The sequence below is a fragment of the Pantoea sp. RG18 genome (assembly GCF_025910075.1).
Lineage (GTDB): Bacteria > Pseudomonadota > Gammaproteobacteria > Enterobacterales > Enterobacteriaceae > Pantoea > Pantoea agglomerans.
Window position 1 is genome coordinate 206,755 of record NZ_JAPCIL010000007.1, and the last position, 20,531, is coordinate 227,285.

The following is a 20,531-nucleotide window of genomic DNA, read 5'->3' on the forward strand; positions in this document are numbered from 1 at the left end:
GTTTTTCGCGCGCTGAAGTCGCTAGCATGGGGTTTTGAATCGCAAAGGACCGGGAATGACAGGCAACATCTGGCGCTCACTGCGCGGCTTTATCAGCCAACTTTTTCCCGCCAGTTACCGCTGGCCTGCGATGGATGTCCGGCTTGGCGATCGTCAGCTGCATCTGGTCGGCAGCATCCATATGGGAACGCGCGACATGCAGCCGTTGCCCGCCCGTCTGCTGCGTCAGTTGCAGCAGGCGGATGCACTGATTGTGGAAGCGGATATTACGCAGGGTGGTTCACCCTTTGATCACCACGGCGATCGTCCCGCGCTTTCCACCCGGCTGGATAGCCACGCGATGCAAACGCTCACCGCACTCTGTCAGGAGATGAGCCTCAATCTGAGCCTGTTTGATAATCTGCCCGCCTGGCAGGTGGCGCTGATGTTACAGGCGCAGCAGGCACAAAGGCTGGGATTGCGACCTGACTACGGCATCGATTATCAGCTGTTGCAGGCCGCGAAAGGTCTGAACAAACCGGTGATTGAACTGGAAGGCGCAGAGGCGCAGATCGCCCTGCTGACTGCGCTGCCGGATGACGGCATGGCGTTGTTGCAGGATACGCTGCTGCACTGGCACACCAATGCGCGCCTGCTGCAGATGATGGTGAGCTGGTGGCTCGATACGCCGCCACGCCAGCCGGAAATCACCCTGCCCGCCACCTTCAGCCAGGCGCTGAATGATACGTTGATCGGTCAGCGAAATGCGCAGTGGTGTGACCGGCTTCAGGGATTATCAGCAGGAAACTATGTGGTAGCGGTCGGTGCTCTGCATCTCTACGGCGAAGATAACCTGCCTGAGATGCTGAAGAAGCCCTGAAAAAAAGAGAGCCGATAATATTATCGGCCCGTCAAAGAGGAATTTGTTTATGATTTTGGTTATCGCTCAGCAATCAGATTGCTGGCGCGCGGCTAATTTTCACTCAAAGAACAAAGTTTCGCCACCTTTTTCCACGATTCTGCGTAATAAGATTTTTCTTAGTAAGGAACCTGTATGACGCCCGCCGTAAAATTGCTGGAAAAACAAAAAGTCAGCTTCACCCTGCATCCCTATGAGCATGACAGCAGCGAAACCCATTTTGGTGACGAAGCGGTACGTAAACTCAATCTGGATGCGCGCCAGGTCTATAAGACGCTGCTGGTGGCGCTGAATGGCGAGGCGAAACAGCTGGCAGTGGCGATTACGCCGGTATCTACGCAACTGGATCTCAAGAAAGTGGCAAAAGCGCTGGGCGCGAAGAAAGCGGATATGGCCGACCCACAGCTGGCGCAGAGGGTCACGGGCTATCTGGTGGGCGGCATCAGTCCGCTGGGCCAGAAAAAACGGCTGCCTACGGTGATCGACCACTCAGCCAGCGCGTTTGACGCCATGTTTATCTCAGGCGGCAAGCGTGGACTGGATATCGAACTGGCTCCCCGGGATCTTTCACGACTGCTGGACGCCCCGTTTGCGGATATCGCCCGCCACGACTAAACCCGTGGCTGGGCGCAGAGCTGATCGATCATCCAGCGACCCGCCGGACCGGGTGGCGTTCGGCGTGACCAGACCACCTCAATGGCGATATGCTGCGGCCAGCCCGGCATCGACAACTCTTTCAGAACGCCATGACCAAACTGTTTCACCAGCCAGCGCGGCAGAATCGTCCAGCCAAATCCCTGCTCCGCCATCTCCAGCAGCAACAGATAGGTCGGTGCCGACCAGATGCGCCCCATTGGCGCGGGTTCAGATGCCTCAACCCAGGTATTTAATCGCAGGTGACGAACCCCTTCCAGCTCGCTTTCGCTCAGGGCCTTAAGCTGAGCCAGCGGATGATCGCGATGTAAAAAGACCGCCATCTGTGCTTCAACCTGCAGTCGCGCCACGGCGATATCCACTGGCAGATTGGGCTGTGCCCGCACCACGCCCAGATGTACCCGCCCGGCCTGCAGCAGATCCAGCACATCACCATCCTCGGCAATCATGACCTCCAGTTCAATCTCCGGATAACGGGCATCAAATTGCCTGAGCAGATGCTCGTGATGATCGGTTTGCCAGAAGTCTGACATGGCAAAACTGAGCCGGGGTTCAACGCCCTGCGACAGACGTATCGCCAGCGCATCCAGCCGCTCGCTGGCCGCCAGGATCTGCTGAACCTGAGGAATAACGCGGCGTCCCTGCTCGGTGAGAACCGGCTGACGCCCTGCCCGTTCAAACAGCGCAAAGCCAAGGTCGTCTTCAAGACTGGCTACCGCCGCGCTGATGGTGGACTGACTTTTACCCAGCGCGCGCGCAGCGGCAGAGAAAGAACCGCTCGCCACAGTCTGCATAAAAGCCTCAAGGGATTCCGGGGAGTAACGCATCTGAACCATCGCTTTTTTCGATAGGTGTTCATTTTATCTTAGCATTCTGACGTGTGAAAATGCGCCGCATTATTGAAGGAGAACTCACAATGCGTACCCGCTCACTTAAAGAACGTATTCTTCATGCTGTCTGCTTTGAAACACTGGCGATTCTGACCGTATCGCCGCTGGCAGCATGGGCAATGAATAAACCGCTGTTTCAGATGGGATCGCTGGCGATTATGCTCTCTACGGTCGCGATGCTATGGAACATGATTTACAACAGCGGATTTGATCGCCTCTATGCGCCAGGCCAGAAACGCGGCCCGGGCGTGCGTGTATTACATGCGCTGGGATTTGAAGGCGGATTTATCCTGATTGGTCTGCCCATTGCCGCCTGGATGCTGGATATCTCTCTGGGTCAGGCTTTCCTGGTCGAAGTGGCCTTTTTCCTCTTCTTCCTGCCCTACACCATGGCCTACAACTGGGTGTGGGACAAACTGCGCGAGCGCTGGATCAGACGTCACCCCTGCCGGGCGTAAAAAAAACGGGAGGCGCAAGCGCCTCCCGGTCAGTTCAATGCGTGGCGGCTGTTTCATTCCCCCACGGCCAGATCCACGCCAGGATCATTTTGGGATAGTTACGCTTCCGCGCTTTTTCCGCAGCCTCATCCCGCGCCCGGATCTGCTCATCGGTCAGATGCACAATCTGCCCTTTCGGCTGATAGTCGCTGGCTTTGACCGGCGAGTGCGTCTTGATCCAGTCACGCAACACCTGCGCATCGACAGCCCCGCTGTTGAGATAACCCGCATGATTATCCAGACGCGGATAGCCGTCGCCGCCAGCCGCATTGAAGCTGTTGGTTGCCATGCGATAATGCTGTGCATCCTGCAGCGGTTTACCGTTAATGCTGACGTCGCTGACATGTTTACCGTCTGCGGTCAGGCTGATGCCGGCAAACTGGGCGTAGCCGCCTGAGTCAGGCTGAATATTAGCGACCACATCCAGATATTTTTTGATCTCCGCCCCGGTCAGGCTGACCGAGACCACCTGATTGCCAAACGGCTGGACCTGCAGCAGGTCACGCCAGCTCAGCTTGCCCGATTTCAGCGAGGTGCGAATACCACCGCCGCTCATCACCGCAAAATCGGCTTTGGTGTGCGCCATCTGGGCGCGCAGAATCAGCTGGCCGAGATTCGTCTGCTCAAAGCGAACCTGCTCTTTTTCACCGCTGAAGCTGCCGTCGGCGCTACCGACATTCACGGTTAACTTCGCCTCAGCCCGTTTCTGGAATGGCATCAGCAGTTTCATCATGGCGGTGTTTTTCGGGATCTCTTCCTGCCAGGTGAGCCAGGTTTCGCTGCCATCCGCGTTCTTTATCTGATGTTTAAGGTTGACCGGCACCAGCTGATAAGCCTCCAGCGTCACCTGCCCATTACGGAAGGTGAAGTCACCACGTCCGACATATTTGCCCCATTTATCCGCCTGCATAATCCAGATCCCGTTCTGCTGATCGGGTTTGCAGGGCTGGCCCGGCTGATAATTTTTAACGCTGACGTTCTCTTTTTCCATGCAGACCGCATCATGCGAATGACCACCCACAATCAGATCGATGGTGCCGGCAGGCAGGCTGCGCGCCAGGGTGACGTCATCAATGCCATTGCTGCCATGCTTACCGTCGTCATAGTGACCAAGGTGGGTCAGCGCGACAATCACGTCCGGCTTCTCTGTGGCGCGCAGTTCGGCCACCGCCTTCTCCGCCTCCGCAATCGGATCGCGGAACTCGGTATCCGTCAGGCCCGCCGGATTGGCCAGTTTCGCCGTATCCGGGGTGATCAGCCCGACCACCGCAATTTTCAGCCCGAGGCGATTGAATACCGCCCAGGGCTTAAACAGGCGCTGACCGGTACTTTTCTGATAAACGTTGGCGGCGAGCAGCGGGAATCGCGCCCACTTCTCCTGCTTGCGCAGGACCGCGATGGGCTTGTCGAACTCATGGTTGCCCAGCGCCATGGCATCATAGCCAATCAGGTTCATCGCGCGAAAATCGGGTTCAGCGTCCAGCTCATCGGACTCCGGTACGCCCGTGTTCACATCACCGGCAGAGAGAATCAATGCGCCGCCGCCTCTGGACTGCACATCGTAGCGCATCGTATCCATTAAGGTTTTCTGCGCCGCCAGACCATATTCACCCTGCTCAGTAAACCAGAAATGACCATGCTCATCGTTGGTGTGCAGCAGGCTGAAACGATAGGTGCGATCGGCCTGGGCGGCCTGTGAAAACAGCGGCATCAGGGCCACCAGTAGTGCCACGCCCGCCCCTGTCCATTTAGATAACAACACTGTGATTCTCCTTAATTTGCCGTCTGGCCCGATTTTCTGCCGGTTTGCCCCACTGTGTCGCACATTCCCCCGGCGAACTCAAGGCCAACGCACATTCGCCTGTCTCTGTATGCCGCTCTTTTTATCTCCGGACCGCTTTTGCTGAGCATGACAATAGCCGCAAGGCCGCGCCAGCGTCAGACTGGTTTGTTCCGGATAAGCCAGAACGGGTAGCCAGGCCTGATGTTAACCAGTTGTTTACCCCTGCAAAAGTGCCGCTGACGGGCTTTACCCTGTCTGTGCGCGCATTTAACCCTTATTTGTGTCATACCCACGGCATTTAGGGATGCTAATTTTTATTTACCCGGACCGCTTTAAACCGTCAAATCAGCCAATATTATAGATAATGAACAAAAACACCCTTTCGATTGTGCATTTGACTTTTTTTCCTGCTTTTTTAGGGTATTCCCGCAAATTGCTCAGCGAAAGAATAGATTTTGTTTTAAACTCATTTGTTACAAGCGGATACATTTGTATACAAGGAGACAGGCATGCATCACACCACACCGTTGATCACTACCATTGTCGGAGCACTGGTTCTGGCATTTCTCCTTGGGATGCTGGCGAACCGCCTGCGTATTTCGCCCCTGGTTGGCTACCTGATGGCTGGCGTGCTGGCTGGCCCTTTTACCCCCGGCTTTGTTGCCGATACCAATCTGGCCCCTGAACTGGCAGAACTCGGCGTGATTCTGCTGATGTTTGGTGTCGGCCTGCACTTCTCAATGAAAGATCTCATGTCGGTAAAGTCGATAGCCATTCCCGGTGCCATCGCACAGATCGCGGTCGCGACGTTACTGGGAATGGGCTTGTCGTGGACGCTGGGATGGTCGTGGATGACCGGCCTGGTGTTTGGTCTCTGCCTCTCTACCGCCAGTACCGTGGTGTTACTGCGCGCGCTTGAAGAGCGGCAACTGATCGATAGCCAGCGCGGGCAGATTGCGATTGGCTGGCTGATTGTTGAAGATCTGGTGATGGTGCTGACACTGGTGCTGCTGCCTGCGATTGCCGGCATGATGGAACAGGGCAATGCCAGCGCCGGACTGCTGGCCTGGGACCTGCTGTGGACCATCGGCAAAGTCGCCGCCTTTATGGTGCTGATGATGGTGGTGGGACGGCGTGCCGTCCCCTGGATCCTCGCCCGCAGCGCCGCCACCGGCTCGCGTGAGCTGTTTACTCTGGCGGTATTAGCGCTGGCGCTGGGCATCGCCTTTGGTGCTGTTGAATTCTTTGATGTTTCGTTTGCGCTGGGCGCTTTCTTTGCCGGTATGGTGCTGAACGAGTCGGAACTGAGCCACCGCGCCGCGCGCGATACGCTGCCGCTGCGTGATGCCTTTGCCGTGCTGTTCTTTGTCTCGGTCGGCATGCTGTTTGACCCGTCGATTCTGGTGACGCAGCCGCTGGCAGTGCTGGGCGCGCTGGTGATTATTGTGGTGGGTAAATCGGTCGCCGCCTGGCTGCTGGTGTCGCTGCTCGGCCATTCACGTCGTACGGCGTTGACCATTTCGGTCAGTCTGGCGCAGATTGGTGAATTCGCCTTTATTCTGGCCGGTCTGGGTATCTCGCTGGGGCTGCTGACTGACGAGGGCCGCAACCTGGTGCTGGCCGCCGCCATCCTGTCGATTATGCTTAATCCGATCCTGTTTACCCTGCTGGAGCGTTTCCTGGCGAAAACGGAGACGATGGAAGAGCAGACGCTGGAAGAGGCGATTGAAGAAGAGAAGCAGATCCCGGTGGATTTCTGCAATCACGCGGTAATTGTAGGTTACGGCCGGGTGGGCAGTCTGATTGGTCAGAAGCTTCTTGAGGCCAATGTTCCGCTGGTGGTGGTTGAAAACTCCCGCGCGCGTGTTGAAGCGCTGCGCGAGCGCGGCATCAAGGCGGTGCTGGGTAATGCTGCCCGCGCTGACACCATGGAACTGGCCCGACTCGACTGCGCCCGCTGGCTGTTACTGACTATTCCGAATGGCTATGAAGCGGGTGAAGTGGTCACCGCCGCGCGTGAAAAACATCAGAATATTGAGATTATCGCCCGCGCCCACTATGACGATGAAGTCGAGTACATCATGGAACGGGGTGCCACCCGTGTGGTGATGGGTGAACGTGAGATTGCCAGCAGTATGCTGCAAATCCTGCAGGATGAGATGACCCAGGGCGAAGATTTACAGCCCTGCGATGTTGTGCGCTGATTCGTGTTAAGCAAAACCTGGCAGGCTACTGATCTATCAAAATCAGGGTGAGCTTTACCGCAACGAATAAACTCAACACGCAGGGAACACGGGCAGAAGAGGAAAGCGTCCCACCGACCGGGACAAAAACGCCGGGAGCGTTTTTGAACAACGCAATGCGTTGGCCCGGGATGGCTTAAGCGACTTTCCGATCTGACCGTATTCCCTTAGCAGGCTCGATCTCATCGCTAACCGAGCCAGACGTTGTCAGTCATCTAAGGCCCTTCTGTTCAGAAGGGCTTTTTTATGCGCGGCAGCTGCCAGCTTTACCGATCCCAGTAAGACTCTTCCAGACTGTCTTCCCGCTCCGGCAGACCGCGGGTCAGACGCGGCGAATGCTGATTCAGCACCTGGTAGCTGACGCGGTTAGCATATTTACATACCTGCGCCAGCGATGAGTAGGTCAGATAAGGACGCGCATGTTTGCTGGAGTTCGGCACATTCAGGCTGTGATAGTTGTTGGCGGTGATGTCATGCAGTAACGCCGCCAGCGCACCATCTCCGGCGCCGTTGGTGTTCATGATCTTTTCCGGTCCGCCCATATAAGGCGCGATGTGCGAGAAAATGCGCAGCGGCTGCTGGCAATCCTGCTGCCGCATCACCCGGCTGAACTCATACTGGTTGAATTCAGCAATCGCGCCAGGCAGCAGCGGATGGTTGGTTTTGCGTTTGAACTCTTCTTCGGTGTAACCCGCCATATAGAGCCCAATCGGGCCAGCAGTACACAGCACCAGATCGACCCAGTCCAGCGCCATATTGGCGGCGAGCAGCGGATCGCTTTCGCCGGTCAGCGCCAGCGCTTCCTCTTCATTCATCGCCACGATGCTGACATGCTCGCGCAGGAAATCGCGCCAGAACTGAGGGTTGTCGCCAATCACATGTTTGGTGCCCAGCGTCAGCACCACCGGCACGTTGTGGCGTTTGGCATACTCAATCGCCCGTAACGTTGCCTGTGGCATCGGTTCACCTTCGGCACAGCGCACCAGATAGGAGGTCAGTACCAGCGCAGAGGCTCCGGCGATCACCTCTTCCGGTACGTTATCCGGATGCAGCTGGTTCATCTGGCCGGGGCTGATAGCAAAGGTTCGCTCGCCATGTTCGCCAATCAGCGTAAAGCAGCGTCCAATGGCGCCATCCACGCCCTGCAGATAGTTAAGATCGACCCGGCTTGAGGTGTTACAGAGATAGCGATAGGCGTAGCCGCCAATCTGGATGTTATTGCACATGACGCCCAGCAGCACGGAGCGGTCATCGGCCAGCACCGAGAAATTATGCAGCGTGTTACCGATGGTGCCACCAGCAAACTGGTGGGTGATCAGCGCTTCCTGCATCAGCTCGTTGTACAACGCTTCCGCGGCGGCATTATCGATAACCAGCGAGTGCCCGGCACTCAGGCCATAACGTGCGAGAAAAGCGTCATCGACTTTGGCTTCGATATCCACCAGCGTCTGGTCGATACCCACCACCCAGCTGCCTGCATCAACGTCGTGCTGGGCGGGCTGTAACAGGGGATCGCGTGCGCTGACAGGAAAGTAGTGTTTGGATTTGCGTTTGCCGGGAAATTTCATCGGGAGGTGCCGTCTGGAAAAACAGGCAGAGAATGATATCACACTCTCCGCCTGCGCTTTAACGGCGTGCGTCGACCAGTTGCACCATCATGTCGATATGCGCCTCATCGGCGTTCAGCGCAGGGATATACTCAAACTTCTCACCCCCGGCATGCATGAAGATTTCGCAGTTTTCACCACTGATCTCTTCCAGCGTCTCCAGGCAGTCTGACGAGAAGCCCGGGCTCATCACCTGAACATGTTTGATCCCTTTAGCGGGCAGGCTTTCCATGGTTTTGTCGGTGTAGGGCATCAGCCACGGCTCACGACCAAAACGCGACTGGAAGGTCATCATATACTGATCGTCACGCAGGCCCAGCGCTTTGACCAGGGCCGCCGTGGTATCCGCACAGCGCTGCGGGTAGTCATCGCCTTCGTTAGCAAAACGCTGCGGAATGCCGTGGAAGGATAACACCAGCAGATCGGGCTGACCGTGCCGCTCAAAGGATCGCTCCACCGTCGCTTTCAGCGCGGCGATATAGGCCGGATGTTCGGCGTAGTCGCGGATAAACTGCACATCAGGCAGCGAGCGGTAATCTTTGAATACCGCGGTCAGGCCATCCCACACTGCCGCCACGGTGGAGCAGGAGAATTGCGGATAGAGCGGCAGCACAATCAGGCGGGTCACGCCCTGCGCCATTAGCTTATCAACCGCGCTTTTCAGGCTGGGATTACCGTAGCTCATGCCCACCTCGACGGGCATATCGACCCGTGCCGCCAGCGCATCGCGCTGACGCATGCTGTAAACCAGCAGCGGTGAACCGCCTTCCATCCAGACCGATGAGTAGAGCTTAGAGACGCGCGGCGAGCGAAACGGCAGAATAACGGCATTGAGAACCGGCCACCAGAGCCAGCGCGGCGCATCGACCACGCGCGGATCGCTTAAAAACTGTTTCAGATAGCGTTTAACTGCAGGTGTGGTGGGCGCGTCTGGCGTACCTAAATTAACCAATAACACGCCGGCCTTATCTTGCCTCATTTGAGTTCCTTGATAACAACGGGGATGCGTGAAAACGGGGAAATTGTAGCGGAATTAGTGGGAGGTAAAAGCGATTACTGCAAAAGGGGCCAGTAATACCGGCCCCTGTGAACTTAGCCCAGGATCTTAGCCAGCTCGGCACTCACTTCGGTCACCTTACGGGTGCCGTCGATTTTATGATAGGCAGTGTTGCCCGCTTCCGCTTCTTTGCTGTAGTAAGCAATCAGCGGCGCGGTCATCTGATGATATTCCACCAGGCGCTTACGCACGGTCTCTTCCTGATCGTCTTTACGCATGGTCAGCTCTTCGCCGGTCACATCATCTTTGCCTTCCACTTTCGGTGGATTAAAAGTGACGTGATAAACGCGGCCTGATGGCGTGTGAACGCGACGGCCCACGATACGCTCAACGATCAGTTCATCCGGTACGGCGAACTCCAGCACGTGATCAACGGTGATCCCGGCCTCTTTCATTGCATCTGCCTGAGGAATGGTGCGCGGGAAACCGTCCAGCAGGAAACCGTTTTTGCAGTCTTCCTGGGTGATACGCTCTTTGACCAGCGCAATCACCAGCTCATCGGTCACCAGTTTGCCAGCATCCATGATGGCTTTCGCCTGGTTGCCCAGCTCGCTGCCTGCTTTTACTGCTGCACGCAACATGTCGCCGGTGGAGATTTGCGGAATGCCATACTTCTCCATGATGAATTGGGCCTGAGTCCCCTTACCTGCGCCCGGAGCTCCGAGCAGAATAATACGCATTGCGTAAATCCCCTTGCGAATCGCATTGATCTATCTTAGAAGCGAAAGAACATACCATTATGACCCGCTCATCACAAGGAAGGGCGCGGATCGCGCAGGGCGACCTGAGTCGCTTTTTGGCCCTGCCCCCTACCCGCCTGGCCTGCCGGACGCTTTTTCAGATTTACCGCCTGAGCCGAGCAGGAATTGCAGTCGTCGGCTCAGATGATGGGTCATATTCACGCTTTTTTTGCCGCTGCCGCGCACGTTAGCATTCAGCAGCAGCCGCGCCTGCTGCGGCCATTTCACCACATCTTCCGCATCTGAAAGCGATGTGATCACGGAGGCCGGGACATTAAAGCTGGCAAACGGCAAACCGGGCTGATGGCAGGAGTTCAGCGGCAGCGGGTCTGACAGGGAGAGCGCATCGACGGTGGCGGCATTGTAAGGCCGCCAGTGCGGATCGTCGAAGCGGCGCAGTGCCTCATGCGTGGCGGTCAGGGTCAGCCCCTGTTCGAAAAGCCGCAGTTCGCTGCGCACCAGCGTACTGAAGTCATGTGTCCGCAACGCCACCAGCACCAGATCGCTGCAGATCTCGGCGTGGCGATCCAGTCGGGTGACAAACAGATGGGCTTCGTCGATCAGTTTCTGATGCAGCACGCTGGCAAAACTCTCGCTCGCCTCCGTCACGCCCTGGTTCTGGCAATCCCGCAGCGGACGCACGCGGCCATTGGGCAATTCGACATGCGGTACCAGCATGATGCTGCCTGCGATCAGCGGAACTGCTGGCAGGATGTTGAGTTCGGTTACCGGAAAGTGCGAGGCGTAACGGTGCTGATTGCGCGCCTGCTCCTGCCGCAGAAAGAGCTGAGAAAGAAGGACCTGCGCCACATGCAGCGAGGGCGCGAAGAAGAGATCGAACTGCTCCAGCCGGTAAAAACGTGAGAGCGCCAGGCGTAACCGATGGCGCGCCTCTGCTGAAGTTTCAGAGGATAAAGAGCGGTGTGCCATGGTTGTCTCGCTTCGGGGAGTGTGCGGCGTGAACGCTGGTTAAGCGAGGCGGAATACCCTGAAAAATCACAGATATAAGGCTGAGTCAACCCGCCAGAATTTGCCCTACAGAGTAGGTCAATGCGGCTGGACTTTAAAATGATATAAATTGACAATCCCTGTTAGATTTTTGCACAGGGGAAGAGGATGAACGGACTGCCGCCACTGAGAGCGCTGCACTATTTTCACCAGGCAGCCTTACACAGCAGTTTTAGCGTGGCGGCTGAACATCTGCATGTTACGCACAGCGCCATCAGCCATCAGATTCGCCAGCTGGAGAGCTGGATGGGCAAACCACTTTTTGTCCGCAGCCATGGCCGCGTGAAACTGACCTCACACGGTGAACGTCTGCTGCTGAGCTGTCAGCAGGCGTTCAGTGAGTTGCGCAGCAGCTGCGAAAGCATTCGTACCGGGCTGCTTCAGCAGATTCGGGTCTCCTGCGCCCCCAGCTTTTTGTCGCAATGGCTGATCCCCCGTATCGCCAGCTTTTATCAACGCTATCCGGAGATTGAAGTTCACTTCCAGCCGCTGACGCAGATCTCGCAACTGCGCAGCGAACATGTGGATGTGCTGATCCTCAGTCACGGCGAGCCACCTGAATCTGACATAGACGCCACGCTGGTCAGCGAGGATGAGATTGGACCGCTCTGCGCACCTCACTTTGCTTCGCAACTGCGGGTCGGCGAGGATCTGGCCGCGATGCCCCTGCTGCATGCGGATACCCGGCTGCACGCCTGGTCAGAGTGGGCGGACAAAGCAGGGGTCAGCGGCCACTTTAACGGCGGAAAGCATTTTGAGAGTCTGACACTGGGGATTCAGGCTGCACGAAGTGGTCTTGGCGTCCTGATGGCACCGCGTTTGCTGGTACGCAAAGAGCTGGAGGATGGCACGCTGCTTGCGCCGCTTGGCTTTGTACGCGTCGAGCGGGCCACATGGATGATGACAAAACAGAGCCGTCGGCACGATACGGAGATCAGCCTGTTTCGCGACTGGCTGCAGGATGCCGCAAAACCATAAAAAAAGCCGGTGAGGGTCACCGGCTTGATGCTGTGGCTTTATCAGCCGTCTGAGGCCGGTAAAAACCACCAGCCTGTTGCCGTTATGCGGTCAGCAACTGGTTCATGCGGCGGATAAACTGGTTAGGATCGTCCAGCGTACCGCGCTCGGCCAGCAAGGCCTGATCCAGCAGCAGCTCAATCCACTCACCGAAGCGTGCTTCATCCTGCGTATCCGCAACACGTTTCACCAGCGGATGATCCGGGTTGATTTCGAACAGGTACTTCACTTCCGGCACTTCCTGTCCGGCCGCGGCAAACAGCTTCGCCATCTGCGTGGTCATCTCGTTGGCGTCGGTGGTGACAATCGCCGGAGTATCGGTCAGGCGATGCGTCAGACGCACCTCTTTCACGCGTTCGCCCAGCAGAGTTTTCACCCGCTCAACAAAAGGCTCCAGCGCTTTTTCCGCCTCTTTCTGCTCTTCGGTCTCTTCATCCGCCAGCTTGCTCAGCGATTCATCAGCTTTGCTGACTGACTGGAAGGTTTTACCATCGAACTCAGTGAGGTAGCTCATCATCCATTCGTCGATGCGATCGGAGAGCAGCAGCACCTCAATGCCTTTTTTGCGGAACAGTTCCAGATGCGGGCTGCTCTTCGCGGCGGCATAGCTGTCAGCGGTGATGTAGTAAATCTTCTCCTGACCTTCCACCATGCGGCTGACGTAATCTTCCAGCGAAATGGTCTGTGCCGAACCTTCGCTCTGAGTGGTGGCGAAACGCAGCAGCTTAGCGATCGTCTCCTGGTTAGCGTGATCTTCCGCCGGGCCCTCTTTCAGCACCAGACCAAACTCATTCCAGAAGGTCTGATATTTCTCGTTGTCATCTTTTGCCAGTTTTTCCAGCATCTGCAGGGTCCGCTTCGTCAGCGCGGCGCGCAGACTCTGGGTCACGCGGCTATCCTGCAGGATCTCACGGGAGACGTTCAGCGGCAGATCGTTGGAGTCAATCAGGCCACGCACAAAGCGCAGATAGTTCGGCATAAACTGCTCAGCGTCATCCATGATAAAGACGCGCTGTACGTAGAGTTTCAGGCCATGTTTCTGATCGCGGTTCCACATATCGAATGGCGCACGCGCCGGAATGTAGAGCAGGCTGGTATATTCCTGCTTACCTTCCACCCGATTGTGGCTCCAGGCGACCGGATCGCTGTAATCGTGGGCGATATGCTTGTAGAACTCGTTGTACTCTTCGTCGCTGATCTCAGATTTGTTGCGGGTCCACAGCGCCTGGGCTTTGTTAATCTTCTCCCAGTGTGTCCCTTCGCCTTCTTCATCTTTGCTTTCGATCTCAACCGGCAGCGCGATGTGATCGGAATATTTGCTGATGATGTTGCGCACGCGCCATGCATCCAGGAACTCATCCTCGCCTTCGCGCAGATGCAGGGTGATCTCGGTACCGCGATCGGCTTTCTCAATCTCAGCCAGGGTATATTCGCCCTCGCCTGCGGATTCCCAGAACACGCCTTCTTCGGCTGACGCGCCCGCGGCACGGGTACGCACAGTGACTTTATCCGCCACGATGAATGCAGAATAGAAACCGACACCGAACTGACCAATCAGCTGGCTATCTTTCGCCTGATCGGAGCCCAGGGATTCAAGGAAGGATTTGGTGCCTGATTTGGCGATAGTCCCGAGGTTCTCAATGACCTCATCGCGACGCATACCGATACCGTTGTCGCTGAGCGTAATGGTACGGTTGTCCTTATCAACAGAGAGACGAACGTGCAGCTCGCCATCACCTTCATACAGGCTGGAATCTGACAGGGCACGGAAGCGCAGTTTGTCTGCCGCATCCGAGGCGTTGGAGATCAGCTCACGCAGGAAAATTTCTTTGTTTGAATAGAGAGAATGGATCATCAGGTGCAGAAGTTGTTTTACTTCCGACTGAAAGCCACGGGTCTCTTGTCCTTTCATGGTCATTGCTACCTCAACAAAACAGGTTGAACAAACGTTGAGGTTGATGTGGGGGTGACAGGGAGATTTTCAAGCCGGTGTCTGTCACAACACCGGCAAGTGATTAAAATTTAAACTTCTGGCGGCCCGCCAGTGAATGGGACAGCGTGGTGCCATCAACCATCTCCAGCTCACCGCCCACCGGCACGCCGTGCGCGATACGGCTGGCGTCGACGCCATACTGACCACAGAGTTCTGCGATGTAGTTCGCGGTCGCCTCGCCTTCCACCGTCGGGTTGGTGGCGAGGATCACTTCCTGCAGGGTTTCACTCTCCAGTCGCTGCTCCAGACGATCCAGGCCAATATCAGCCGGACCGATGCCGTCGAGCGGCGAGAGATGGCCCATCAGCACAAAGTAGCGACCGCCAAACTGGCCGGTTTGCTCAATGGCGTGAATATCCGCCGGGCTTTCCACCACGCAGATTTGACCATTCTGCTGACGCCGTGGATTGGCGCAGATGGTGCAAATTTCCTGCTCGGTGAATGTCCGGCAATCGGCGCAGTGTCCGATCTCCGACATCGCCCGGGTCAGCGCCTGCGCCAGCCGCATGCCACCGCTGCGATCGCGCTGCAGCAGCTGGAACGCCATGCGCTGTGCCGACTTCGGCCCAACGCCGGGCAGACAGCGCAGCGACTCCATCAAAGATTCAAGCAGTGGACTGGTTTGCATCAGAACGGCATCTTAAAGCCTGGTGGCAGCTGCATGCCTGAAGAGACAGAAGCCATCTTCTCTTTCTGGGTTTCATCAATGCGACGTGCCGCATCGTTGAACGCGGCTGCAATCAGATCTTCCAGCATATCTTTGTCATCTTCCAGCAGGCTGGGATCGACTTCCACGCGACGGCAGTTGTGCGCGCCGTTAATGGTGACTTTTACCAGGCCAGCACCAGACTCACCGGTCACTTCAATCGCGGCAATCTCTTCCTGAACCTTGGCCATTTTGTCCTGCATCTGCTGGGCCTGTTTCATCAGGTTGCCCAATCCGCCTTTACCACCAAACATAGTTTTCTCTCTCAGCTGAGGCTACAACGCTATCGTTAAGATAGCAGCAGCGTGTTCAAACAGGTCGGATACTCTCCTCATCCAGATCGGCATCAAAAAAGCGCTGCAGCGTCTGGATGTGGGTATCACAGGTGATGGACTGACGCGCCTGCGCCAGTTTCTCTTCGTAAATGGCCTGACGCCATTCAAGTGGCGTCAACACCGATGAATTATCGTCTTCAACTACCGAGAGTTCAACTCTCTGCCCGGCATGCTGACTCAGCGCATCGCTTAATACCTGCTGCGCCGACGGTGAATTAAGGTGACGCTGGCTGCTACGCAAATGCAGGCAGACCCCACTTTCGGTGGTCTCTTTCCAGGCATTTAACGCCAGCTGCTGCACCAGTTTCGGCAGCGGCAGGATCGCAATCTCTGCGGCCCAGGGATCGCGCTGCTGCGCTTCTTCGGCCAGACGCGCCGCCAGCTCAGGGGTTTTCTCATGCTCCAGCGCAGAACGCAAGGCCTTTGGCGTCGCCACCGGCTCCGCCACTTCCACCGGCTGATTAACCGCTTTCCAGCGGTACGCTTCCTCTTTTACCGGGGCGGCAGGCTCGCGATCGCGGATACGCTGCTGACTGCGCTCGGTGACCGAGGCCAGCCGCTCCAGCGCGGAGTTGGCCGGCCGCGCACCTGGCGCTGCCGGCTCACGCTTTTTTGGCTTGTTCGCTCCCTGACGCAACAACTGAGTGCGCGCCTGCAGGAGCTGACTGGTGGAACTGGAGAGTGCGGTGTCAGGTGTGGCATCTGGCGACGGCGAATGCTGCGGTGCAGCAGCGGGCGCGGCCATCTGCGGCTGAGCGGCAACCTGCTGCTGCGTCTGCTCCGGCATCTGCTGTTGAGTCTGCTGCGCGACGGGCGACGCGGTGTGCGACGCCCGCGCAGCGGCAGGTGACGGTGAGGCTGGCTGTGCTGCCGGTTGCCGTGCTAACGGCGATGGCCCGGATGCTGCCGGTGACGTCTGCGCAGGGGCGACAGGCGCCGTCTGCTGAGTTAATGCGGGACGCGCAATGGGTTCAGCTACGGCAGCTTTAGGATGAAACGCCAGTGCACGCAGCAGCGTCATCTCCACACCCATGCGACGATCGGGCGCAATCGGCAGATCCTTGCGGCCCATCAACAGGGTCTGATAATAGAGTTGCAGATCGGCGGGCGGCACCACCCGCGCCAGTTCACGCAAGCGAAGGGCGTTACTCTCATCATCGTCATTAAGCGAGGTCGGCAGCAGTTGCACCATCGCAATCTGGTGCAGCAGGCGCAGCATTTCTACCAGCAGCGCTTCCCATTCCACACCCCGTGACGCGGCCTGGCTTAACAGGCTCATCACCTGCTGACCGTCACCGTCGACCAGTGCTTCCAGTAGCCCCAGCGGCTGTTCATCGTCCAGCGTGCCGAGCATGACGCTGACCGTACTGCTGGTCACCGCGCCCTGCCCCATGGCAATGGCCTGGTCGGTAAGGCTCAGCGCATCGCGCATACTGCCATCGGCAGCCCGCGCCAGCAGCTGCAGCGCCCGGGTTTCACTCTCAATCTGTTCCTGCTTCAGAACATGCTCAAGCTGCTGACGGATTTGATCCACATCCAGCGCTTTGAGGTGGAACTGCAGGCAGCGTGAGAGAATGGTCACCGGCAGTTTCTGCGGATCGGTGGTTGCCAGCAGGAATTTAACGTGTGAAGGGGGCTCTTCCAGCGTCTTTAACAGCGCATTGAAGCTGTGACGCGACAGCATATGCACTTCATCGATCAGATAGACTTTGAAGCGGCCACGCGCCGGGGCGTACTGCACGTTGTCGAGCAGATCGCGGGTATCTTCAACTTTGGTACGCGATGCGGCGTCAATCTCAATCAGATCGACAAAGCGGCCCTGCTCAATTTCACGGCAGTTATCACACTGACCACAGGGGGTGGCAGTGATACCGGTTTCGCAGTTAAGGCCTTTGGCCAGCAGACGCGCAATAGTGGTTTTCCCTACTCCGCGGGTGCCGGAGAAGAGATAAGCATGATGGATGCGTCCCAGAGACAATCCATTCGCCAGCGCCGTCAGAACATGTTCCTGACCGACAACATCAGCAAAAGCCTGGGGACGCCATTTTCGCGCAAGTACCTGATAGCTCATGTGGAGTTCGACGAAGTTGGATGGAAAGATGAGCGCAGACGCTCTGCAACCCCTGTATAAGATTGCAGTAGTCTATCAGCTACGCTTTTGGCTGGCACTCGTTATCTTGACGCCGAAGGCGTGACGGCCTCGCCGGATGGCAAGGCCGAAAGAGTGGCTTAGTGGCCGGGGAATTTAACCAGGCTGTAGCTCTCAACGCCCATGGCATTAAGACGCGTTTCTCCGGTCAGATCGAACAGGTTAATAATGAAGGCCGCGTCTTTAACTTCACCGCCTGCACGACGAATCAGTTTAACAGTCGCTTCAATCGTCCCGCCGGTCGCCAGCAGGTCGTCAACCACCAGCACCAGATCGCCTGGCTGGATGGCATCTTTGTGCAATTCCAGCTTATCGGTGCCGTACTCCAGCTCATAGGATTCGCTGTAGACTTCACGGGGCAGTTTGCCGGGCTTACGCACCGGAACAAAACCGACGCCGAGGCCTAACGCCACCGGTGCACCAAACAGGAAACCGCGCGCTTCCGTCCCCACCACCTTAGTGATGCCTTTATTACGGTAACGCTCAACCAGCAGCGCAATCGACGCGGCATAGGCTTTGGGATCTTCCAGCAGGCTGGTGACATCGCGGAACAGGATGCCTGGCTTAGGATAATCGGGAATGCTTTTAATGCTGTTTTTAATGAATTCAAGCTGCTGCGCAGTGTCGGTCATAATGATACGCCTGGTAAAAAATTCTGTTTCGCGCAGCTTCAAAAGCGCTAATACCTGATAACAGGCTCAGCGGAAGTCAATTCACAAAGGGAAGCCACGCACGAAGACGCCCAAATCTAAGCAAATGACCGGCTAAATGCAACTTTATCGCGGCGGCGGCGGTGCGTCCGCTGCTTCTGCCACCACCGGAATACGCCACATAAACAGCAGCAGCGCCGCCAGCATGATCAGCAGCATGATGCGTACCCAGAGCTGATGCACCAGGAAGAGTGAGAGACTAAAGGTGGCGACGATCAGGCAGATAGCGCGTACTTTAGCCCCTGGCGGCATCGCGCGATGCTGCTGCCAGTGACGCAGATAGCGGCCAAATGGCGATTTCCACAGCAGCCAGTGATGAAAACGCGGCGATGAACGGGCAAAACACCAGGCCGCCAGCAGCATGAATGGCGTGGTAGGTAATAAAGGTAATACAATGCCCAGCGTCCCCAGCACAATCGCCAGCCAGCCGAGGGTTAATAACAGAATGCGTTGCATGAATGCCGCCCAACTCTTTCCTCATCAGCGTACGTTAGCACAATTGAGCGTCACGCGATGAGTGCGATCGCCATACAACAGCGCCTGCAACAGCTCCTTATCGCCTTGCGGCAGGAGCTTGCCTGCCATTCAGATGGGGTTTGCCGTCTGCCACGTTTTGATACTCAGCTGTTTCGCACCAAAGGCACGCGGCTGGCTGATTACCTGCTGGAAGTGGAACAGAATTTTGCCCGGCTGTGCGACAGCAGCCACGATCTGGCCCGCAGTGCGTGGCTGGCTGAACGCCTGGTCGATCAGATTGCCGCCCTGCAACGTGAGGCGAGTACGCAACAGCTGCGTACCCGACGCGAACAGCCCATCAGGAACCCACGCGCCGCAAAATATCAGGAGTACCGTGAATTTGAACGGCGTTTACTGGCAATGATCGATCAGCGTGAGCAGCGCCTGGCGCTGGCCGAAACGCTGGCGGTACAGCATCAGCTGAAACAGGATCTGGAAACGTTAGAGCAGCGACTGGCACGCTGTCGGCAGGCGATTCGCTCTGTCGAATGGGCCTCTTCGTTGCGCGGCAGCGAATAAAGCGCAGCGTGACAAAAGCGCTCCTATACTGGGTGTGATTCGGCGCGGAGAAGAACCATGGCTTTACTTGTGTGGCTGTTAAGCGGTTTACTGCTGGGGTTGCTGAAGCGTCTGCTGAGGCCGGGACCACCGGGCGGCCTGGTTGCTACCCTGACGCTGTCGATGATCGGGGCACTGATTGGCGGCTATATCGCCACCTATTTTGAACTGGGCACCCTGGCAACGCTGCATATTGGCGCACTGGGCATGGCGATTCTCGGTGCATTAGTGATGCTGCTGGTCGCGGCCCGACTACGTATTTAGGAGAAGAGATGTCACTGGAAAATGCCCCTGACGACGTCAAACTGGCAGTTGATCTGATTCAGCTACTGGAAGAGCATCAACTGCCGGTAGAAACCGTGCTCTCAGCGCTGGCCATGGTGCAGCGCGATTTCGAAAACAAGCGTGATCGCCCATCGGCTTAGTGGTGGGCAGTCAGCGTCGGACTGAGGCGCAGCATATCGATAAAGGCATTGACCAGCGTCGGCGCGTCTCCGGCTAAATCAAAACTGTCCGGCGCAAACAGCCAGCTTTCCATCATACCGTTGACGTAACCGCGCAGGATAAGAGCGGCCTGACGCGTGCTGAGACTGCCAGGAAGTTGTCCGGCTTCGATACACTGGCGCAGGACATCTTCAATTTTGTCGTAGCACTCCAGCAGTAAGCTCTGCTGCATATTCTTCAGCGCCGACATTTCGCCCACAAATTCACATTTGTGGAAAATGATCTCCATCAAGGCGCGGCGCTGCGGATCCTTTGCTGTCGCGTCAAAGATATAGACCAGCATCGCTCGCAACACAGAGAGTGGATCGCCAGGGTATTTTGTCTGATACTCAAGTTCCACATCGTCCAGACCAGCATCACAACGAAGCCATATTTCATGTAATACATCGGCTTTATTTTTGAAGTGCCAGTAGATGGCCCCTCGCGTGACGCTGGCAGCGGTTGCAATATCCGCCAGAGAAGTGGCTGAAACGCCCTGCTGCGAAAACAGAACAATGGCGGCATCAAGAATTTGATGTCGCGTTTCAAGTGCTTGCGCTTTGGTTTTTCGTGCCATAAGGGGCTTTTTTTACAAACAGGTAAGTTTACATACATTTGCGAATGTATGTACCATAGCATGACCTGCGACTTGACACAGCAATGGGTTTTTCAGTTTGTGATCCATTG

The 20,531-nt window shown here is 56.7% G+C and carries 21 protein-coding genes and 1 other annotated feature; of the genes, 8 read left to right on the forward strand and 13 right to left on the reverse strand.

Annotated features, from left to right (window positions below; translation table 11 throughout):
• Window positions 1-55: 55 nt before the first annotated feature.
• Both OK409_RS09610 and ybaK read left to right on the forward strand, forming a co-directional pair.
• On the forward strand, window positions 56-859 hold the full coding sequence (locus tag OK409_RS09610) for a TraB/GumN family protein (RefSeq protein WP_010259069.1): 804 nt from the start codon (window positions 56-58) through the stop codon (window positions 857-859).
• 174 nt (window positions 860-1,033) lie between these two features.
• The gene (gene ybaK / locus OK409_RS09615; protein WP_010259070.1) at window positions 1,034-1,513 is read left to right on the forward strand and encodes a Cys-tRNA(Pro)/Cys-tRNA(Cys) deacylase YbaK; all 480 of its coding nucleotides are present in this window, start codon (window positions 1,034-1,036) and stop codon (window positions 1,511-1,513) included.
• Here ybaK and OK409_RS09620 read toward each other — a convergent pair.
• Window positions 1,510-2,379, reverse strand: coding sequence for a LysR family transcriptional regulator (locus tag OK409_RS09620; protein ID WP_182504465.1), 870 nt, complete (start codon window positions 2,377-2,379; stop codon window positions 1,510-1,512). The two genes, ybaK and OK409_RS09620, sit on opposite strands and share 4 nt — an antisense overlap.
• A gap of 89 nt (window positions 2,380-2,468) precedes the next feature.
• On the opposite strand from OK409_RS09620, the gene OK409_RS09625 reads away from it, so the two are divergent.
• Entirely contained in the window at window positions 2,469-2,900 is a 432-nt protein-coding gene (locus OK409_RS09625) for a multidrug/biocide efflux PACE transporter (protein ID WP_022626100.1), read from the forward strand.
• A gap of 34 nt (window positions 2,901-2,934) precedes the next feature.
• Here the strand turns inward: OK409_RS09625 and ushA are convergent, their stop codons facing one another.
• On the reverse strand, window positions 2,935-4,701 hold the full coding sequence (ushA, locus tag OK409_RS09630; protein WP_307380726.1) for a bifunctional UDP-sugar hydrolase/5'-nucleotidase UshA: 1,767 nt from the start codon (window positions 4,699-4,701) through the stop codon (window positions 2,935-2,937).
• Window positions 4,702-5,231: 530 nt separating this feature from the next.
• Between ushA and ybaL the strand changes: the two genes are divergently transcribed.
• Window positions 5,232-6,926 carry a YbaL family putative K(+) efflux transporter gene (ybaL, locus tag OK409_RS09635; RefSeq protein WP_010259074.1) on the forward strand — a complete coding sequence of 565 codons (1,695 nt, stop codon included), beginning with the start codon at window positions 5,232-5,234 and terminating at the stop codon, window positions 6,924-6,926.
• A gap of 305 nt (window positions 6,927-7,231) precedes the next feature.
• On the opposite strand, the gene OK409_RS09640 is transcribed toward ybaL, so the two are convergent.
• The 4 genes from OK409_RS09640 to OK409_RS09655 all read right to left on the reverse strand — a co-directional run bounded on the left by OK409_RS09640 (window position 7,232) and on the right by OK409_RS09655 (window position 11,299).
• Entirely contained in the window at window positions 7,232-8,533 is a 1,302-nt protein-coding gene (locus tag OK409_RS09640; RefSeq protein WP_122459119.1) for an inosine/guanosine kinase, read from the reverse strand.
• 58 nt (window positions 8,534-8,591) lie between these two features.
• Entirely contained in the window at window positions 8,592-9,551 is a 960-nt protein-coding gene (hemH, locus tag OK409_RS09645) for a ferrochelatase (RefSeq protein WP_022626102.1), read from the reverse strand.
• Window positions 9,552-9,664: 113 nt separating this feature from the next.
• Entirely contained in the window at window positions 9,665-10,309 is a 645-nt protein-coding gene (gene adk / locus OK409_RS09650; protein ID WP_010671225.1) for an adenylate kinase, read from the reverse strand.
• Window positions 10,310-10,438: 129 nt separating this feature from the next.
• Window positions 10,439-11,299: a DUF6024 family protein gene (locus OK409_RS09655; protein WP_010255933.1), complete on the reverse strand. Its 861-nt coding sequence runs from the start codon at window positions 11,297-11,299 to the stop codon at window positions 10,439-10,441.
• 186 nt (window positions 11,300-11,485) lie between these two features.
• On the opposite strand from OK409_RS09655, the gene OK409_RS09660 reads away from it, so the two are divergent.
• Complete coding sequence (locus OK409_RS09660) at window positions 11,486-12,355, forward strand: LysR substrate-binding domain-containing protein (RefSeq protein ID WP_264367010.1); 870 nt, start codon at window positions 11,486-11,488, stop codon at window positions 12,353-12,355.
• A gap of 82 nt (window positions 12,356-12,437) precedes the next feature.
• On the opposite strand, the gene htpG is transcribed toward OK409_RS09660, so the two are convergent.
• The 6 genes from htpG to OK409_RS09690 form a co-directional block, all read right to left on the reverse strand.
• On the reverse strand, window positions 12,438-14,312 hold the full coding sequence (gene htpG / locus OK409_RS09665) for a molecular chaperone HtpG (RefSeq protein ID WP_029519428.1): 1,875 nt from the start codon (window positions 14,310-14,312) through the stop codon (window positions 12,438-12,440).
• A gap of 97 nt (window positions 14,313-14,409) precedes the next feature.
• Window positions 14,410-15,015 (reverse strand): recombination mediator RecR, encoded by a 606-nt coding sequence (gene recR, locus OK409_RS09670; protein WP_003850420.1) that lies wholly within the window; start codon window positions 15,013-15,015, stop codon window positions 14,410-14,412.
• Window positions 15,015-15,347 (reverse strand): YbaB/EbfC family nucleoid-associated protein, encoded by a 333-nt coding sequence (locus OK409_RS09675; protein ID WP_003850423.1) that lies wholly within the window; start codon window positions 15,345-15,347, stop codon window positions 15,015-15,017. The genes recR and OK409_RS09675 overlap by 1 nt, the downstream gene beginning before the upstream one ends.
• Before the next feature lie 55 nt (window positions 15,348-15,402).
• On the reverse strand, window positions 15,403-17,499 hold the full coding sequence (gene dnaX, locus OK409_RS09680; RefSeq protein WP_264367011.1) for a DNA polymerase III subunit gamma/tau: 2,097 nt from the start codon (window positions 17,497-17,499) through the stop codon (window positions 15,403-15,405).
• Window positions 16,000-16,061, reverse strand: a sequence feature (DnaX frameshifting element). Its footprint overlaps the gene before it by 62 nt.
• Window positions 17,500-17,657: 158 nt before the next feature.
• A complete protein-coding gene (gene apt / locus OK409_RS09685; protein WP_010671221.1) occupies window positions 17,658-18,209 on the reverse strand; it encodes an adenine phosphoribosyltransferase in 552 nt (183 codons plus the stop codon).
• Between the two features lie 144 nt (window positions 18,210-18,353).
• Window positions 18,354-18,743, reverse strand: coding sequence for a DUF454 family protein (locus OK409_RS09690; RefSeq protein WP_010255914.1), 390 nt, complete (start codon window positions 18,741-18,743; stop codon window positions 18,354-18,356).
• 57 nt (window positions 18,744-18,800) lie between these two features.
• On the opposite strand from OK409_RS09690, the gene priC reads away from it, so the two are divergent.
• From priC to rsmS, 3 genes are read left to right on the forward strand one after another with little or no spacing between them, the layout of a single operon-like run.
• A complete protein-coding gene (gene priC / locus OK409_RS09695; RefSeq protein WP_010671220.1) occupies window positions 18,801-19,322 on the forward strand; it encodes a primosomal replication protein PriC in 522 nt (173 codons plus the stop codon).
• 57 nt (window positions 19,323-19,379) lie between these two features.
• Window positions 19,380-19,625 carry a membrane protein gene (locus OK409_RS09700; protein ID WP_033779646.1) on the forward strand — a complete coding sequence of 82 codons (246 nt, stop codon included), beginning with the start codon at window positions 19,380-19,382 and terminating at the stop codon, window positions 19,623-19,625.
• An 8-nt stretch (window positions 19,626-19,633) separates the two neighbouring features.
• Window positions 19,634-19,786: a pleiotropic regulatory protein RsmS gene (gene rsmS / locus OK409_RS09705; protein ID WP_010255907.1), complete on the forward strand. Its 153-nt coding sequence runs from the start codon at window positions 19,634-19,636 to the stop codon at window positions 19,784-19,786.
• Here the strand turns inward: rsmS and acrR are convergent.
• Window positions 19,783-20,421 carry a multidrug efflux transporter transcriptional repressor AcrR gene (gene acrR, locus OK409_RS09710; RefSeq protein ID WP_010255906.1) on the reverse strand — a complete coding sequence of 213 codons (639 nt, stop codon included), beginning with the start codon at window positions 20,419-20,421 and terminating at the stop codon, window positions 19,783-19,785. The genes rsmS and acrR overlap by 4 nt on opposite strands.
• Window positions 20,422-20,531 lie beyond the last annotated feature (110 nt).

Excerpts from the sequence above, each read along its gene's own strand:
- rsmS (WP_010255907.1), top strand. The coding sequence starts at position 19,634 with ATGTCACTGGAAAATGCCCCTGACGACGTCAAACTGGCAGTTGATCTG.
- acrR (WP_010255906.1), bottom strand. The coding sequence starts at position 20,421 with ATGGCACGAAAAACCAAAGCGCAAGCACTTGAAACGCGACATCAAATT.
- OK409_RS09655 (WP_010255933.1), bottom strand. The coding sequence starts at position 11,299 with ATGGCACACCGCTCTTTATCCTCTGAAACTTCAGCAGAGGCGCGCCAT.
- OK409_RS09610 (WP_010259069.1), top strand. The coding sequence starts at position 56 with ATGACAGGCAACATCTGGCGCTCACTGCGCGGCTTTATCAGCCAACTT.
- htpG (WP_029519428.1), bottom strand. The coding sequence starts at position 14,312 with ATGACCATGAAAGGACAAGAGACCCGTGGCTTTCAGTCGGAAGTAAAA.
- OK409_RS09700 (WP_033779646.1), top strand. The coding sequence starts at position 19,380 with ATGGCTTTACTTGTGTGGCTGTTAAGCGGTTTACTGCTGGGGTTGCTG.
- OK409_RS09660 (WP_264367010.1), top strand. The coding sequence starts at position 11,486 with ATGAACGGACTGCCGCCACTGAGAGCGCTGCACTATTTTCACCAGGCA.
- OK409_RS09675 (WP_003850423.1), bottom strand. The coding sequence starts at position 15,347 with ATGTTTGGTGGTAAAGGCGGATTGGGCAACCTGATGAAACAGGCCCAG.
- recR (WP_003850420.1), bottom strand. The coding sequence starts at position 15,015 with ATGCAAACCAGTCCACTGCTTGAATCTTTGATGGAGTCGCTGCGCTGT.
- OK409_RS09640 (WP_122459119.1), bottom strand. The coding sequence starts at position 8,533 with ATGAAATTTCCCGGCAAACGCAAATCCAAACACTACTTTCCTGTCAGC.
- apt (WP_010671221.1), bottom strand. The coding sequence starts at position 18,209 with ATGACCGACACTGCGCAGCAGCTTGAATTCATTAAAAACAGCATTAAA.
- dnaX (WP_264367011.1), bottom strand. The coding sequence starts at position 17,499 with ATGAGCTATCAGGTACTTGCGCGAAAATGGCGTCCCCAGGCTTTTGCT.
- priC (WP_010671220.1), top strand. The coding sequence starts at position 18,801 with ATGAGTGCGATCGCCATACAACAGCGCCTGCAACAGCTCCTTATCGCC.
- adk (WP_010671225.1), bottom strand. The coding sequence starts at position 10,309 with ATGCGTATTATTCTGCTCGGAGCTCCGGGCGCAGGTAAGGGGACTCAG.
- OK409_RS09625 (WP_022626100.1), top strand. The coding sequence starts at position 2,469 with ATGCGTACCCGCTCACTTAAAGAACGTATTCTTCATGCTGTCTGCTTT.
- hemH (WP_022626102.1), bottom strand. The coding sequence starts at position 9,551 with ATGAGGCAAGATAAGGCCGGCGTGTTATTGGTTAATTTAGGTACGCCA.
- ybaK (WP_010259070.1), top strand. The coding sequence starts at position 1,034 with ATGACGCCCGCCGTAAAATTGCTGGAAAAACAAAAAGTCAGCTTCACC.
- ybaL (WP_010259074.1), top strand. The coding sequence starts at position 5,232 with ATGCATCACACCACACCGTTGATCACTACCATTGTCGGAGCACTGGTT.
- OK409_RS09690 (WP_010255914.1), bottom strand. The coding sequence starts at position 18,743 with ATGCAACGCATTCTGTTATTAACCCTCGGCTGGCTGGCGATTGTGCTG.
- OK409_RS09620 (WP_182504465.1), bottom strand. The coding sequence starts at position 2,379 with ATGCGTTACTCCCCGGAATCCCTTGAGGCTTTTATGCAGACTGTGGCG.